15 protein-coding genes are annotated in these 13,999 nt (G+C 41.9%); 9 read left to right on the top strand and 6 right to left on the bottom strand.

The window, feature by feature from the left end:
• The first annotated feature begins 306 nt into the window (after positions 1-306).
• From L2748_RS21665 to panP, 7 genes are all read left to right on the top strand, one after another.
• Positions 307-885: a hypothetical protein gene (locus L2748_RS21665; protein ID WP_220780570.1), complete on the top strand. Its 579-nt coding sequence runs from the start codon at positions 307-309 to the stop codon at positions 883-885.
• Positions 886-913: 28 nt separating this feature from the next.
• The gene (locus L2748_RS21660; RefSeq protein WP_220780571.1) at positions 914-1,516 is read left to right on the top strand and encodes a uracil-DNA glycosylase family protein; all 603 of its coding nucleotides are present in this window, start codon (positions 914-916) and stop codon (positions 1,514-1,516) included.
• Between the two features lie 106 nt (positions 1,517-1,622).
• Positions 1,623-2,777, top strand: a complete 1,155-nt coding sequence (locus tag L2748_RS21655; RefSeq protein WP_220780572.1) for a sugar diacid recognition domain-containing protein — start codon at positions 1,623-1,625, stop codon at positions 2,775-2,777.
• A gap of 32 nt (positions 2,778-2,809) precedes the next feature.
• Entirely contained in the window at positions 2,810-3,346 is a 537-nt protein-coding gene (locus L2748_RS21650) for a pilus assembly FimT family protein (RefSeq protein WP_220780573.1), read from the top strand.
• 278 nt (positions 3,347-3,624) lie between these two features.
• Positions 3,625-4,983, top strand: a complete 1,359-nt coding sequence (locus L2748_RS21645) for a GntP family permease (protein WP_220780574.1) — start codon at positions 3,625-3,627, stop codon at positions 4,981-4,983.
• A 154-nt stretch (positions 4,984-5,137) separates the two neighbouring features.
• Positions 5,138-6,292, top strand: a complete 1,155-nt coding sequence (locus L2748_RS21640) for a glycerate kinase (RefSeq protein ID WP_220780575.1) — start codon at positions 5,138-5,140, stop codon at positions 6,290-6,292.
• Positions 6,293-6,516: 224 nt separating this feature from the next.
• Positions 6,517-8,163: a pyridoxal-dependent aspartate 1-decarboxylase PanP gene (panP, locus tag L2748_RS21635; protein WP_220780576.1), complete on the top strand. Its 1,647-nt coding sequence runs from the start codon at positions 6,517-6,519 to the stop codon at positions 8,161-8,163.
• A gap of 21 nt (positions 8,164-8,184) precedes the next feature.
• Here panP and L2748_RS21630 read toward each other — a convergent pair whose 3' ends face one another.
• From L2748_RS21630 to L2748_RS21620, 3 genes are all read right to left on the bottom strand, one after another.
• Positions 8,185-8,826 carry a class I SAM-dependent methyltransferase gene (locus tag L2748_RS21630; protein WP_220780577.1) on the bottom strand — a complete coding sequence of 214 codons (642 nt, stop codon included), beginning with the start codon at positions 8,824-8,826 and terminating at the stop codon, positions 8,185-8,187.
• Between the two features lie 78 nt (positions 8,827-8,904).
• Entirely contained in the window at positions 8,905-9,282 is a 378-nt protein-coding gene (locus L2748_RS21625; RefSeq protein WP_220780578.1) for a hypothetical protein, read from the bottom strand.
• A gap of 137 nt (positions 9,283-9,419) precedes the next feature.
• On the bottom strand, positions 9,420-9,761 hold the full coding sequence (locus L2748_RS21620) for a hypothetical protein (protein ID WP_220780579.1): 342 nt from the start codon (positions 9,759-9,761) through the stop codon (positions 9,420-9,422).
• A gap of 491 nt (positions 9,762-10,252) precedes the next feature.
• Between L2748_RS21620 and L2748_RS21615 the strand changes: the two genes are divergently transcribed.
• On the top strand, positions 10,253-10,888 hold the full coding sequence (locus tag L2748_RS21615; protein WP_220780580.1) for an SPFH domain-containing protein: 636 nt from the start codon (positions 10,253-10,255) through the stop codon (positions 10,886-10,888).
• Positions 10,889-10,957: 69 nt separating this feature from the next.
• Here the strand turns inward: L2748_RS21615 and L2748_RS21610 are convergent, their stop codons facing one another.
• Positions 10,958-11,350, bottom strand: a complete 393-nt coding sequence (locus L2748_RS21610; protein WP_220780581.1) for a rhodanese-like domain-containing protein — start codon at positions 11,348-11,350, stop codon at positions 10,958-10,960.
• A 92-nt stretch (positions 11,351-11,442) separates the two neighbouring features.
• Positions 11,443-12,627: a MalY/PatB family protein gene (locus L2748_RS21605; protein WP_220780582.1), complete on the bottom strand. Its 1,185-nt coding sequence runs from the start codon at positions 12,625-12,627 to the stop codon at positions 11,443-11,445.
• 198 nt (positions 12,628-12,825) lie between these two features.
• Here L2748_RS21605 and L2748_RS24650 point away from each other — a divergent pair, with 198 nt between their 5' ends.
• Positions 12,826-12,933, top strand: coding sequence for a hypothetical protein (locus L2748_RS24650; RefSeq protein WP_420833309.1), 108 nt, complete (start codon positions 12,826-12,828; stop codon positions 12,931-12,933).
• Between the two features lie 172 nt (positions 12,934-13,105).
• Here L2748_RS24650 and sigZ read toward each other — a convergent pair whose 3' ends face one another.
• Positions 13,106-13,645, bottom strand: coding sequence for an RNA polymerase sigma factor SigZ (sigZ, locus tag L2748_RS21600; protein ID WP_248957744.1), 540 nt, complete (start codon positions 13,643-13,645; stop codon positions 13,106-13,108).
• Between the last annotated feature and the right edge of the window lie 354 nt (positions 13,646-13,999).

Raw genomic sequence — 13,999 nt, 5'->3', positions numbered from 1 at the left:
AACATATGCAATCAAACAGAAGCAGTAACAGCCATCCCATAACTTATCAACGCACACCTAATCATGCTTAGCGTGAGCTACCGTTTGTAATTCAAGTATCAAGTAAATCTAGGTACATCAAAAAAACCCGCCAAATGCGGTTTTTTATTGCCGGAAGTTAAACGATTCTACTTTCTTCATATTTAGTGAACTTGATCACCACAAAGATAAAAAAAAGACCTAAAAACAGACTTCCTCACCATTCACCTTGAACTTATCCCAGCTTTAGGAGATCTTAATATCATTAACTTCATCTAAAGTACTCCCATGAATCACTCATCCTCTTTGTACAAAGCCGCACTGTTCTCAGCCTTATTAGCGCCTTTTCCAGCCTTTTCAATGGCTAACGACACCACTAATATATTACTGCTGGCAATAACACTTGGCGGTTTCAGCTTAATCAATTTGCTACTTAACGCGCTATTTTACTTTACCGGCAAATATCACAGCAGAAACTTTGCCAAAATGCATACTCTAATCGCCACTATCCCGGCAATCATCGCTCTGTTTGTTGCGCTTATCTATTTTGATACCGCTGGTGCTATCTCAATGAACATAGGCGTAATAATCGTCAGCATAGGTTTAAGCTTATTGCCTTTACAGCTGAATCTACACGCCAATAAGGCGCCGACTAAAAACAGTGCGCTAATCATCGCTTTAGCCGCCATTGCTCTAGTGTTATGTGCCTACTATATTGCGCCGATTGCCATTTTTGCTATCGCTTGCGCCCATGTCGCACTCGTTAGTCAAGCCGACATAAAAGTAAAATTCATTTCACTGGCGACATTAGCTATCGCCTATAGTTACTTAGGATATTGGGCGTACAATATCGTCCAATTTAGTTAGTGCTCTAACATTGACTCCGAGGTTATCGATGCCTAGCGAACAACTTATTCCACTACAAACTGATATCGAGCAATGCCAAATTTGCGCCGATAGTTTGCCACTTGGAGCAAAACCTATTGTTCAGCTAGGTAAATACGCAAAAATCCTCATAGCAGGACAGGCTCCAGGACAAAAGACTCACCATAAAGGTCGCCCGTTTGATGATGCCAGTGGTGAACGACTGCGAGCTTGGCTAGGGGTGACCAAGGAGCAATTTTACGACCCTAATTTGTTTGCCATTGTGCCAATGGGCTTTTGCTTCCCTGGTAGCTACTCGCCCACAGATAAAAAAAGTGGCGATAAACCACCGCGTACCGAATGTGCAATAGCCTGGCGTCAATCAGTACTGGAACAGCTTGAGCATATCGAACTGACACTACTGGTTGGCAAATATGCGATTGAATGGCACCTACAACAAAAAATCAGCGTTACCCAATCCGTCTCTAACTGGCAAACGCGTTGGCCAGCAACACTGGTTATGCCGCACCCAAGCCCTAGAAATAATATCTGGTTAAAGCGCAACCCTGATTTTGAACAACAGATTGTTCCCCAGTTGCAAAAACGGGTTGCTCAATTAATCTCTGCGGCCTAACCAACAATGCCAGAGCTCACAATAAGCTGAAAAAACACTGCCACATACCTGAGCTTTAAGGCACTGTTATAGTAATTGATGAGAGTTAACTTGAGTAAGGATCCATGTGTACTTTTTAGACGGCGCCCTAGCGAGACAAATCGTTAAACGAACGATGAAAATCATCGGCCACAATATCAATGTGATGAACAATCATGGCGTGATTTTGGGCTCTGGCGAATCTCATCGTATTGGTGCTATCCACGAAGGGGCATTACTTGCTATCAGCCAGCAACGCACGGTTGAGATCAGCGATCAAAGTACCGGCACACTCCAAGGCGTAAAACCTGGGATCAATCTGCCACTGCACTATAAAGGCGAGATCATTGGGGTCATTGGTATTACTGGTGAACCCGAAAAACTACGCAGTTATGGTGAACTCCTTAAAATGACCGCTGAGATCATCGTTGAACAGGCTAACACCATAGAACAAGCTCAATGGCATTATCGACAAAAAGAAGAGTTGATCATTGAATTAATCAAAACCGAAGGACCGTTTACTGCGCATCAACGCAACTGGGCCTCTCAGCTCAATATAGATCTCGACGCACCTCGCGTTGTCGCCCTGATAAAAGTTCAAGCCGATGAAGAGGAAACCGCCGCTAACTCCATGCTAAAGCAAGTTCTTCACCTACTAGAGAATCCCTCTCGTGGCAACCTAGTTGCGATGACTTCTATGACAGAACTGGTGATTTTAAAACCCGCATTTCTTGACGGAAAAAGTTGGGACCCTAGCCTTGAAAGCGAACGTATTGATCAACTACTTGCTAGATTGCCCAAAGCACTTGTTAGTCGCTTAAAAATATCACTCGGTCATTTTTTTCCTGCAGCAGAAGATCTTAACCGTTCATATCAAACCGCCTTAGAAACCCTTGCTATTGGCCAACAGATGCAACCACAGCTAAGCAAGTACCTATATGAAGACTATTCCTTATCCGTATTGCTTTCAGGCCTAAAAGATAACTGGCGTGGTAAGGAATTACTTTCCCCTTATCAAGCTCTGCTCACTGCAGATAAAAATGGACAACTGATAAAAACCTTAACCACCTATCTGCAACACTTTGGTGACTTGCAGCGCTGTGCTAATGTACTTTTTATTCATCGTAATACCTTGCGCTATCGACTCGAAAAAATCCAACGGATCACAGGTGCTAATATCAATCAACTCGACGGATTACTGCAGCTCTATATTGGTCAAGTGATGTTAAATAAAACCAACTAGAAACTCGATAAAATCAAGCAGGAGAGAGCACTATGGCTTTAACTTCAAAACCCGCGCAAGGCTTTACGCTAATTGAGCTTGTGGTTGTGCTCATTGTACTTGGGATCATTGCCGTTATTGCACTCCCTAAATTTGTCGACCTTAAGACAGATAGTAAGATTGCCACCTTAGACGGTATTGCGGGCGCGATGAAAAGTGGCTTAGATTTAATCCATAGTAAAGCGGTTATTGAAGGGCAAGCTAAAGGTACTGGCAGTATTGTCCATGCTGGCGTCACTATTCCACTTTATAACGGTTACCCCGCCGTCGATGGCACAGACAGTTTTGATGAACTTAACCGTCAAGTCAGAGCGTGGCTTGATATCGACTCTGTCTCGCTAACAACTATTCGACAAGACCCAGACGCGGCCCCATTTTTTATCGATAAATCCACCGCCAACAATCATATTTATGTGTTTTTCTCTGAAGATTTAAACGATAAAAGTGTTAGCTTTAACTGCCATATTCGCTACGAAAATGCCATTAACGCCACTGAGCCTGTGATTACCGTTAAAAACACTGATTGTTAAACTATCCCCAACAACGCGATTTGCACCGACAATTGGTAGGCTTTGGTAAACTTAAGCTATGCCATACTTAAAGGCAAAACAATTAATTGTGCATACGCACAATTAATTTAATTTTAAGCCAATCAGATTAGTGACTTCATCCAAAGAAATAATCTTTCCACCAACGCATAATATTTCAGCCTGAAATACCTTGGTCTGCACAGTTCAAACCGTGCTCCCAATTTGGCGTAAACCAAAAACCTTACAGACAAATAAAAATACCCATACAGGGATACCCTATGAGCTTAGTATTGATCTTACTGGCAGTAATTGCGTTTATCGTTATTGCCACCGCAAAATTTAAACTGCATCCGTTTTTAACCTTGATATTGGCATCATTTTTAGCAGCCTTTGCCTATGGCTTACCGAGTGCCGATATCGCTAAAACCATTACTTCAGGTTTTGGTGGGATCTTAGGCTATATTGGACTGGTGATCGTATTAGGTACCATCATAGGTACGATTCTCGAAAAGAGTGGTGCGGCAATCACCATGGCTGATGTGGTGATAAAAGTTTTGGGTAAACGCTTCCCTACCCTGACGATGTCAATCATTGGCTATATCGTTTCTATCCCAGTATTTTGTGACTCAGGTTTTGTGATCTTAAACTCGCTCAAGCAGTCGATGGCTAACCGCATGAAAGTGTCGAGTGTATCTATGAGTGTTGCCCTAGCAACCGGCCTTTACGCCACACACACTTTTGTGCCGCCAACACCAGGTCCTATCGCCGCAGCAGGTAACTTAGGTCTTGAATCAAATCTTGGCCTAGTGATTTTTGTCGGTATCTTTGTAGCAGCTATCGCAGCGCTAGCAGGTACATTATGGGCTAACCGTTTTGCCAATACACAACCTGACGGTGAAGGCGCAGACGAGTTACTTAATCAAAAAGAAGATTTCGACAACCTAAAACAAGCCTATGGCGAGCTGCCAAGCCCTACTCGCGCTTTTGCACCTATTTTTGTACCTATTCTGCTTATCTGCTTAGGCTCTATCGCTAACTTCCCATCAGCCCCTATTGGTGATGATATGTTATTTGAGTTTTTAGCCTTCTTAGGTCAACCAGTTAACGCCTTAATGATTGGTCTATTGCTGTCACTGTCGCTATTAAAAGGTAATGACAAAATTAAAGAATTTAGCGAGCGTATTAGCCAAGGATTAGTGGTCGCGGCACCGATTTTATTAATCACCGGTGCCGGTGGTGCATTTGGCGCAGTACTTAAGGCAACCGATATCGGTACCTTCCTAGGAGAGTCACTGTCAGCATTAGGTATCGGTATCTTTATGCCGTTCGTGGTGGCCGCAGCGCTTAAATCGGCTCAAGGTTCATCAACGGTTGCCTTGGTTGCAACATCAGCATTAGTTGCACCTATGCTCGGCGATATCGGTCTTGCCAGCGATATGGGCCGCGTATTAACCGTGATGGCGATTGGTGCGGGTGCAATGACAGTTTCTCACGCAAACGACAGCTTCTTCTGGGTAGTCACTCAATTTAGCCGTATGAGTGTTAAACAAGCTTATAAAGCGCAAACCATGGCAACACTAATTCAAGGCGTCACCGCAATGGCATTGGTTTACCTACTAAGCTTAGTCTTACTATAAACCTAAGCCCTCTGACATAGGCGAGCATGACTTTGCTCGCCTATTATCAACTAGCGTAATCGATAAGATGCTCCATTACGCGTCTAAGTTAATGAATCCATATATTAAGATTAGTCTGATTCAATGAGTGAATATAGTCTTAAAGGAATACTGCATGAAAATTGTGATAGCTCCAGACTCTTTCAAAGAAAGCTTAACCGCAATGGAAGTGGCAAATGAGATTGAACGTGGGTTTCGCACTGTGCTACCCAATGCTGAATACATCAAAGTACCGGTCGCCGATGGTGGCGAAGGTACAGTGCAGTCAATGATTGATGCCACCCAGGGCTCAATAGTAAATCTGCATGTAACGGGTCCATTGGGCAATAAAGTTAACGCTTTTTATGGCATTTTAGGCGCAGCTTACCAAGGCGGTAAAAAAACCGCTGTCATTGAAATGGCTGCTGCCTCAGGTTTACATTTAGCGTCGGAAGAACAACGTAATCCTCTTATCACCACTAGCTATGGTACTGGCGAGCTTATTGTCGATGCACTTAACCGTGGCATAGAGCATATTATTATAGGACTTGGTGGCAGCGCGACCAATGATGGCGGCGCTGGCATGGCGCAAGCAGTTGGAGCTCACCTATTGGATTGTAATGGTAAAGCGATTTCCCCCGGCGGCGGCGCTCTGTCACAACTGGCAAAAATCGATTTAACCGATCTCCATCCGCTTATTGCAAAATGTAGCTTTGAAGTCGCCTGCGATGTAAACAATCCACTTTGTGGTGCCAAAGGCGCCTCAGCTATTTTTGGTCCACAAAAAGGCGCGACTCCTGCAATGGTAGCTCAGCTTGATGCTGCGCTAAGCCACTACGCTGATGTTATCACTCAAACAGGCATTGACGATAACCGCAACTATCCAGGAGTAGGTGCTGCTGGCGGCATGGGATTAGGTGTTATGGCTTTTCTCAACGCTCAGCTAAAGCCCGGAATTGATATTGTAATGCACACTGTTAACTTAGCATATGCGGTTAAGGGGGCAGATTTAGTCATTACCGGTGAAGGACGCCTTGATAGCCAAACCTTACATGGCAAAACCCCAATGGGCGTGGCAGGTGTTGCCAAAGTGCAAAATATCAAGGTTATCGCTATTGCGGGCTGCGTCAGTGATGACGCCAACATCTTACTTGAACATGGTATTGACGCACTGTTTTCTATCACTCCAAGAGCGCTGCCATTGGCTGAAGTACTGGCCAGTGCCAAACACAACCTCTATAGCACGGCTAAAAATATCGCCGCCTTGTATGCGCTGGCGGCTAATAGATAATACCGAATAAAGGGCGAAAATCGCCCTTTTCCATCCTTTGCCAATCACTTATCACCTCCGTAAATTTTGACTCTGGCGTTATCTGCGTTAGTCTGTGTCCTGCACTACCCAAAAGTATAAGGCTTGCCATTTTTGTACTTGAAGCGTTAAACAGCTTAAAGTAAAGTGGCTTCCCGTTTTGAAAGGCTGTTATTACAGCGCGATAAGTAGAGATAGTTAGTCCAATGACACCAAGAAAAGCAACCGCTTCTGAAGAGGCACTTCTGCGGATTTTTACAGTTCCTGAAGCCCCAGACTCAACCCTTAGTGTGATTGAACAAAATATCTCGCAAAACTTGATGGGTTTCTTACAAGAAAGCGTTGTCGCGGTCGAAAAACCCCTTTCTGAAGTCGAATTAGATTTTCAGCAATACCATATTCCGGCATCACCGCAATTCGTGTCAGATTACGCTGACAATATGATGAAAACTTTAGTTGCCCACTCAGTGCATACTTCGGCGCCAAGTTTTATCGGCCACATGACATCAGCTCTACCTTACTTTGTATTGCCACTATCAAAAATGATGGTCGGACTTAACCAAAATCTAGTAAAAATTGAGACATCTAAAGCATTTACGCCACTCGAGCGTCAAGTACTCGGAATGATGCATCACTTGGTCTACAGCCAAGATGAAACTTTTTACCAAAGCTGGATGCACAGCGCTAATGTATCGCTAGGTGCATTTTGCTCTGGCGGCACCGTTGCTAACATCACAGCCTTGTGGACTGCACGTAATCAACTATTAAAAGCTGATGGCGACTTTAAAGGCGTAGCCAAGCAAGGCCTTATCAAAGGTCTGCGCCACTACGGCTATGATGATTTAGCCATTTTGGTTTCAGAGCGTGGCCATTACTCATTAGCAAAAACTGCTGATTTACTCGGTGTGGGGCGTGAGAACATCATTCCAGTGCCTACATCAAATGACAATAAAGTCGATGTGGCCCAAATGCGCGACATCGCCGCTAAGCTTGCCCAAGATAATATTAAGGTCATGGCGATTGTTGGTGTTGCGGGCACGACTGAAACCGGCAATATCGATCCACTCAATGAACTGGCCGATTTAGCGGCTGAACTTAATTGTCACTTTCATGTTGATGCAGCTTGGGGCGGCGCCAGTTTATTATCAAACAAATATCGTCACCTGCTTGCTGGGATTGAGCGCGCAGACTCTGTCACCATTGATGCCCATAAGCAGATGTATGTGCCAATGGGCGCGGGGATGGTGTTATTTAAAGACCCGACCTTTGCCAATGCCATTAAACACCATGCTGAGTATATTTTACGTCAGGGTTCAAAGGATTTAGGTAGTCAAACGTTAGAGGGCTCTCGCCCAGGAATGGCGATGCTAGTTCATGCTTGTCTTAAGGTGATTGGTCGTGATGGCTATGAAATCTTAATCAATAATAGTCTTGAAAAAGCACGTTACTTTGCCGATTTAATTATCGAAGAAGCTGATTTCGAGCTCGTTTCTCAACCAGAGCTGTGTCTTCTGACCTATCGTTATGTGCCGCGCAGCGTGCAAATCGCGATGGCTAAAGCCCGAGAATTAGGCGACATTGAAACATTGAGTAAGTTTAACCAATTGCTTGATGGCTTAACCAAATTTGTACAGAAGACTCAGCGAGAACAAGGTACGTCGTTTGTGTCTCGAACTCGAATAAACCCAGAAAACCATCAGCTAATGAATATCAAGGCTGTGGTGTTTAGGGTCGTGTTGGCGAACCCTCTAACGACACATGAGATCTTACAGCAAGTGCTTGCAGAGCAGGCTCAAATCGCAAGCAGCGATACACGATTCTTGCCTAAACTGCTTGAGATGACACAACACTAAACCCATTAGCGGCAGACTCGATTACGTTATCACCTTATCGAGTCTTGCTGTAATAAACAGCTCGGTTACTTCACCAATGGGGCTAGCTTGTCGCTTACGCTGAATATCAACAAGATTAAATCCAGCGCCTTTTAAAGCACTGACTAATGTTTCACCTCGGTGAAAGTAGGTATACATCTTGTCACTGTTATCTGACACATCAATCTTTGGCGCTAACTCACAGCCCTCCATACAACTAATATAAAGCACCCCATTCTCTAGCAAGCGTCGCGCCGCATCACGAATCAAGTTAAACGCTTGCTGTTGAGTAAGGTAAGGCAAACAAAAGCCACACATAATGCCATCAAACCGCTCCTGCAAACAGTTTAACTCTCTGCAATCTAACAACATTACCTCGACTGATGGATTATTTTGCTTCGCTAATGCCAACATATTCGGCGCCAGATCCGTCGCCAAAATTGAGAATTCCGGGTTTTGCTTTAATAAATAGTGGCTGATATTTCCTGGGCCGCAGCCAAGTTCTAGCACCCGAGACTTTGACTTTGACAACCCGGCGATAAAAGCTGAAAACGTATCGATGCACGAAGACAAATCCATATACTTATCTTGATATCTTTGCGCCTTGCGGTTAAAGATATTCACTGACTGCTGATTATAATCCAACGCTGATATCCTTATGATTAAATAACAGTAAACCTTAAAACACTGCAACAGATAGCCAAGTTCTAGTACAAATAACCGTTACCTTAAATGCGCTTTTTTAATAATGTACTGATGCTGATTACTATACCCAAAGTGGACACAGTAGCCATGACACTTGGGGATATATTTACCATTAATAAAGTTCGACATCGGCGCAATATCGATTAAACAACTTTTCGGCGTGCAACGACCAATAAAATACAATGAGGTCAACTCAATATTAAAACGCTTAAGGTCCGTCACTATCGCGGTCAATGCTGCGCCACTATAAACAGGATAGTTTGCTATATCTAACAGCGCAGTGACAGGCATCATTCCGTCATTATTCGCTGAACGGCTTATCGGCTCTATAAGCTCTGTGTCATCGGCAAAGGCAACACTGCTTAACATTAGTATTAAGAGTCCAATCTTAAACATCAAACATTCCATTATTTGTTATATTTGGCCTAAAATACCAAATAACTTAAAATTTAAGAGCTAAATTTTAAGAGCTAAATTTTAAGAGCTAAGTTTTAATCGCTAGTATTTAAAATTGTTTCATCACTTGATAACGTTCAATAAGCATCATCAACTTTAATTAGCCGCACACCATCAATCACCATATGCCACTCTCCATGTTGATAATTAGGCGTTTCACTAACAGTAAAAGTCGTTGTGAACGGACCAAGCCCGACAACAAAGTCATCTCCTTGGAAGCCTTGAATCGGCCCATTTACCGATGTCGCCCCCATGTCCGTTAAACGCTTATAAGTCACTGTTCCATCTGGCTCAATCAATATGCCCATTTCAGCACTTTGCCACTCCCCAGCGTAATCTAATTTGTTATCAGGCAACGGTTTCCCGCACCCCATGACGAAAAGCAAAATAACAGTAATGACACCAAATTTAATTTTCATATGCTGAACTCATTAGGGTTAATCCATTAATTCTAAAAAGCAGTAATAATAAAACTTTAAAATACTCATTTATTTTATGAGCGTGTATCAACACTTGTTTGAACTTGCTATTAGTCTCAGTTACTGGAATAGAGCCCAATCAAGCTTATAACGTGACAATAGAATAGAACTCAAACATAGGTGTTTTATAAATATCCAAACAGCACAGCAATCGCTTCAACAATGTTTAAATATATCTTGTTGCTCCATAAATTTAGCCAGCAATACTACCAACATGCTCGATAGTTCACCAGCGAGGCGCAGAATAAAGTACAAGTCAGACAAGCCAATAGGTGTACTTGCGTACCGTGCCAACACCGATAAATACGTTATAAGACATAAGATTACGCACATTGCGGCGGTTAAATACTCATGTTAGCATCGGCAATGTTCAACACTAAATTTAACTTAACCAACTGAAAGCATAGGTTTAAAATCAATAAGGACGTTTTTTGTCATTCAAATGGAATAAAGCACTAACAATACTTGTCATCATCGCGTTAGTATTTTCGCTACTATTTGCCACATTATTTTTTGCTTCGACTCAACTGGTATCATCCAAACTTAATGCCGATAGTGAAGCTAATCATCACAAATATCCACTCCATATCGTTTTAGTTGAAGATAATGAGGTTGCCTCTACTTATTCGATAGAAAGCGGGACACAGTTACTGCAACCCAGTATTCACTTTACTGTTAACCAGCGAGTCACTTTATTTAATATGGCAACAAGAAGCATAGAAATCGACCGAGAATTCTTGTTTTCGAGAGATATTACTCGTCGAGACTACACCTTAAGCTTGAGCATGACTTATCAACTCGATATTAAGCAAATCCCAAGAGTTTTACCAACTCGACATATAGATAATGAAGCCAAGCATATAAGTGACTCTGCATTGAGGAGAACAATCGCAAGTTATTATTTAGAAAAAGATCTGCCTAGATTTCAGCAAGAGGCATGTAGCGATTTGAAGAAACGTATTCAACAAGGTCTGTTGGCTCAAGGTTATCTGCTAACCACAATAGATTTTGGTAATTTAACGACTCAATACGAGCCGAAAATTGAGTTAAGCCTTGGCCAATGTTAACTAACTAAAAAGTGCCTAAATCAGATTTAGGCACTTTCTTACAGATTCTAACTAGCACAGACACTAAGCTTACTTTGTCACTTCACCACTTTGATCTTGCCATGCAGCAAAGCCACCCATCATATTCAGTACTGGCTTTAAGCCCATATCATGCGCTTGTTTGGCTGCGTATAAAGATCTAAGCCCATGGGCACAAAAAAACACATATGTCTTGTCTTGATTAAATACAGCATTATGTACTGGACAGTTTGGATCAATCAAAAACTCAAGCATTCCCCTTGGGCAAGTAAACGCCCCCGGAATAACCCCAAGTTTTTCACGTTCCGATGCTTCACGTACATCAACAAATACATAATCATCATTTTGATAAAGCTGTTTAGCCTCCTTAATACTGATGTCATTAACAACCAGCCTTGCCTCATCAGCAATCGCCTTAATACCTTTAGTAATATTCTGCGCCATTTAGCTATCTCCTTAATTCGTTGATTTCAGTAATGCTGATTCTTTATTGCTAATGAGTTTAAGCATATCTTGAGCCAAACGGTATTTAATGATCAATGACCATGATGTAACTGACTGATTGCGCTATTAAGCAATTCAAATGAAGCTTGGATCTGCTCTAATGGCACAGCAAAATTGAGTCGATAAAAGTTTTCATCATTTTCACCAAACCAAGTACCGGGTGTTAGCGCCAATTTCGCTTTTTGAATCAATAAACTTTTTAGCTCTGTAGAATCCAGTTGCAAACCGCTAAAATCGAGCCAAATTTGGTTAGTGCCTTCTGGTTGGTAAAATTTAATCTGCGGTAATTGCGCAGTTAAATACTCAATGAGCCAATCACGGTTAGCTTGGGTGTAACTCAAAAAAGCCTCAAACCACCGCATACCCTGCAGGTATGCTGCAATAGTTGCATAAGTCGTAAACGCATTGCCGTGATCTAACGACATAGAGCTCACCGTAGAGTTAATTTGCTCCTTTAACTCAAGGTTGTCACTGTAGATATAGCCATTTGCAATACTGTTTAGGCCAAAGTTTTTTGCTGGTGAACCAATAATCGAAATACTCTGCTCATAGCCCAATTCGGTAATGCTAGTGAACTCATTACCTGCAAAAACAATATCGGCATGCACTTCATCGCTGATAATCAAGGTTTGATACTTTTTAGCAATAGTGACTAATTGCTCAAGCTCTGCCTTTTGCCATACGCGACCAACTGGATTGTGTGGGTTACACAGCAATACAATTTTGACATCGCCTTGCTTTAACTTGTTTTCAAAATCTTCAAAGTCCACCACATAACGACCGTTTTCAGTCTTTAAAGTGTTAGTTACAGCCGTTCTCCCTGCAGACTCAATTAAACGACGGAACTGGTGATACACAGGAGTTTGGATTAACACTCCATCGCCCTTTTGTGAAAATTCACGTATAAGCAAAGCAATTGCACTTAGCACACCAGGTACTTGAACAAAGTTATCTGGGTTAAGGGTTATCTGATGGCGCAGCTTGTTCCAGTCACTTATCGCATTAAATACAGTTTTTGAATCAAACTCATAAGAGTAGGTTTCTCTATCAACTAGGTTTTGCATAGCGGCAGTGATAGGAGGTGCAATTGGAAACTCCATATCCGCAATCCAATATGATACAACATCATCGGTACCATAGACTTGATTGAGCATTTGGCTATCGCTCTTAATAAACTTGTGGCCAATTGATTTATTATTTACTGCTGAACTAAACATGGTTTTCTCCAACCGAAGTAGTCTGTTTGTCATTAAGACGTTTAGTTAGCAAAAAAGACGCAAAATATATCGATAAATTTCGAAATACTTTTAAACACCATGAAAAATGGGAAACCTATCGAACAATATTTTGAGAATCGCCCCCCCCTTAGGCGGCTTAAGATGCTGAAAATATAGGATACATTTGAAACGCTTAATATCGGAAGTATCGGAAGTATCGGAAGTATCGGAAGTATCGGAAGTATCGGAAGTATCGGAAGTATCGGAAGTATCGGAAGTATCGGAAGTATAAAAATGAAGGCGTAGTAATACAACAAAAGCAAATATATGCCAGATAGGCGTATGGTATTGTATTGATGCTCTCACTAAAGTCCTGCTATGCCACTATATCGACTAAGTGCTACCTGCTAACTGGTATGAGCCGCCGATTCAATTGATAGACAATTAACTCCAGCGAGTTGGTATCCACACCTCTTGTCTAACAAGCCAAATGTCGGCATTCAATCTTAGGCTTAAAATCCACCGCACCTTGCTGATCTATTTCGATATCACAATAGGTCATCAACACAGACTTAAACTTAACCCTGCCACGTTGAATGCGACTCTTAGCACCAGATAAGGAGATCCCTAAGCGATCTGCTACCTCTTGTTGCGGTAAACCTTCGACTTCAGACCAAATCATTGCCATTTGATATTTCTCAGGCAAGCAATCAAACATTGGTCGTAAACATTGCGCCATTTTATCCAGCGCTTGCTCCTCTTCAACATCGTCAATTAGGGCGTCTGACAGTTCATCATAGATTTCGCGGCTACGATAAAAGTCCATTATCACATTGTGAGTAATTCGGTATAACCAACTCTTTAAACTATCTTGAGATTTTAATTGCTGTAGATGACCACTGGCTTTGATATAGACCTCTTGCAATATGTCATCAACGGCATCTACATCGTCAATGTTATTTAGCACGTAATGCCTCAGTTGCTCTTTATAGTTAAGCCAATCAGTTAACATAGTCATCTCACCTCAAGTGAAGCTGGTTTTAGCCGAATCGTCGTGATTATAATTCGATAAAACTAGAAATACAATATCACAAGAAATGATATTGTAAGCTTAAATAGTTCTTCGACAAGATGATGCCAATAAATGACGCTAGCTATTAGGCTAAGACAAATACTGATAAAAATAGAAATGTCATGCTTGGAACATTAAGAAAAATGCGCAGCCACTTAGATGAGAATAGAGTAGTCCCCCAATAAACATAATCATTCTTAGTTTAATCCTTTAATCCTTTAATCCTTTAATCCTTTAATCCTTTAATCCTTTAATCCTTTAATCCTTTAATCCTTTAATCCTTTAATCCTTTAATCCTTT

The sequence above is a fragment of the Shewanella sairae genome (assembly GCF_023283535.1).
Taxonomy (GTDB): Bacteria; Pseudomonadota; Gammaproteobacteria; order Enterobacterales; family Shewanellaceae; genus Shewanella; species Shewanella sairae.
The sequence above is the reverse complement of the archived record's forward strand: the minus strand, read 5'-3'. Positions and strand labels throughout refer to the sequence as shown.

What these genes read in the sequence shown, in the direction of transcription:
- L2748_RS21665 (WP_220780570.1), top strand. Translation starts at nt 307, where the DNA reads ATGAATCACTCATCCTCTTTGTACAAAGCCGCACTGTTCTCAGCCTTA.
- sigZ (WP_248957744.1), bottom strand. Translation starts at nt 13,645, where the DNA reads ATGACTATGTTAACTGATTGGCTTAACTATAAAGAGCAACTGAGGCAT.
- L2748_RS21660 (WP_220780571.1), top strand. Translation starts at nt 914, where the DNA reads ATGCCTAGCGAACAACTTATTCCACTACAAACTGATATCGAGCAATGC.
- L2748_RS21640 (WP_220780575.1), top strand. Translation starts at nt 5,138, where the DNA reads ATGAAAATTGTGATAGCTCCAGACTCTTTCAAAGAAAGCTTAACCGCA.
- L2748_RS21650 (WP_220780573.1), top strand. Translation starts at nt 2,810, where the DNA reads ATGGCTTTAACTTCAAAACCCGCGCAAGGCTTTACGCTAATTGAGCTT.
- panP (WP_220780576.1), top strand. Translation starts at nt 6,517, where the DNA reads ATGACACCAAGAAAAGCAACCGCTTCTGAAGAGGCACTTCTGCGGATT.
- L2748_RS21610 (WP_220780581.1), bottom strand. Translation starts at nt 11,350, where the DNA reads ATGGCGCAGAATATTACTAAAGGTATTAAGGCGATTGCTGATGAGGCA.
- L2748_RS21620 (WP_220780579.1), bottom strand. Translation starts at nt 9,761, where the DNA reads ATGAAAATTAAATTTGGTGTCATTACTGTTATTTTGCTTTTCGTCATG.
- L2748_RS21625 (WP_220780578.1), bottom strand. Translation starts at nt 9,282, where the DNA reads ATGTTTAAGATTGGACTCTTAATACTAATGTTAAGCAGTGTTGCCTTT.
- L2748_RS21605 (WP_220780582.1), bottom strand. Translation starts at nt 12,627, where the DNA reads ATGTTTAGTTCAGCAGTAAATAATAAATCAATTGGCCACAAGTTTATT.
- L2748_RS21645 (WP_220780574.1), top strand. Translation starts at nt 3,625, where the DNA reads ATGAGCTTAGTATTGATCTTACTGGCAGTAATTGCGTTTATCGTTATT.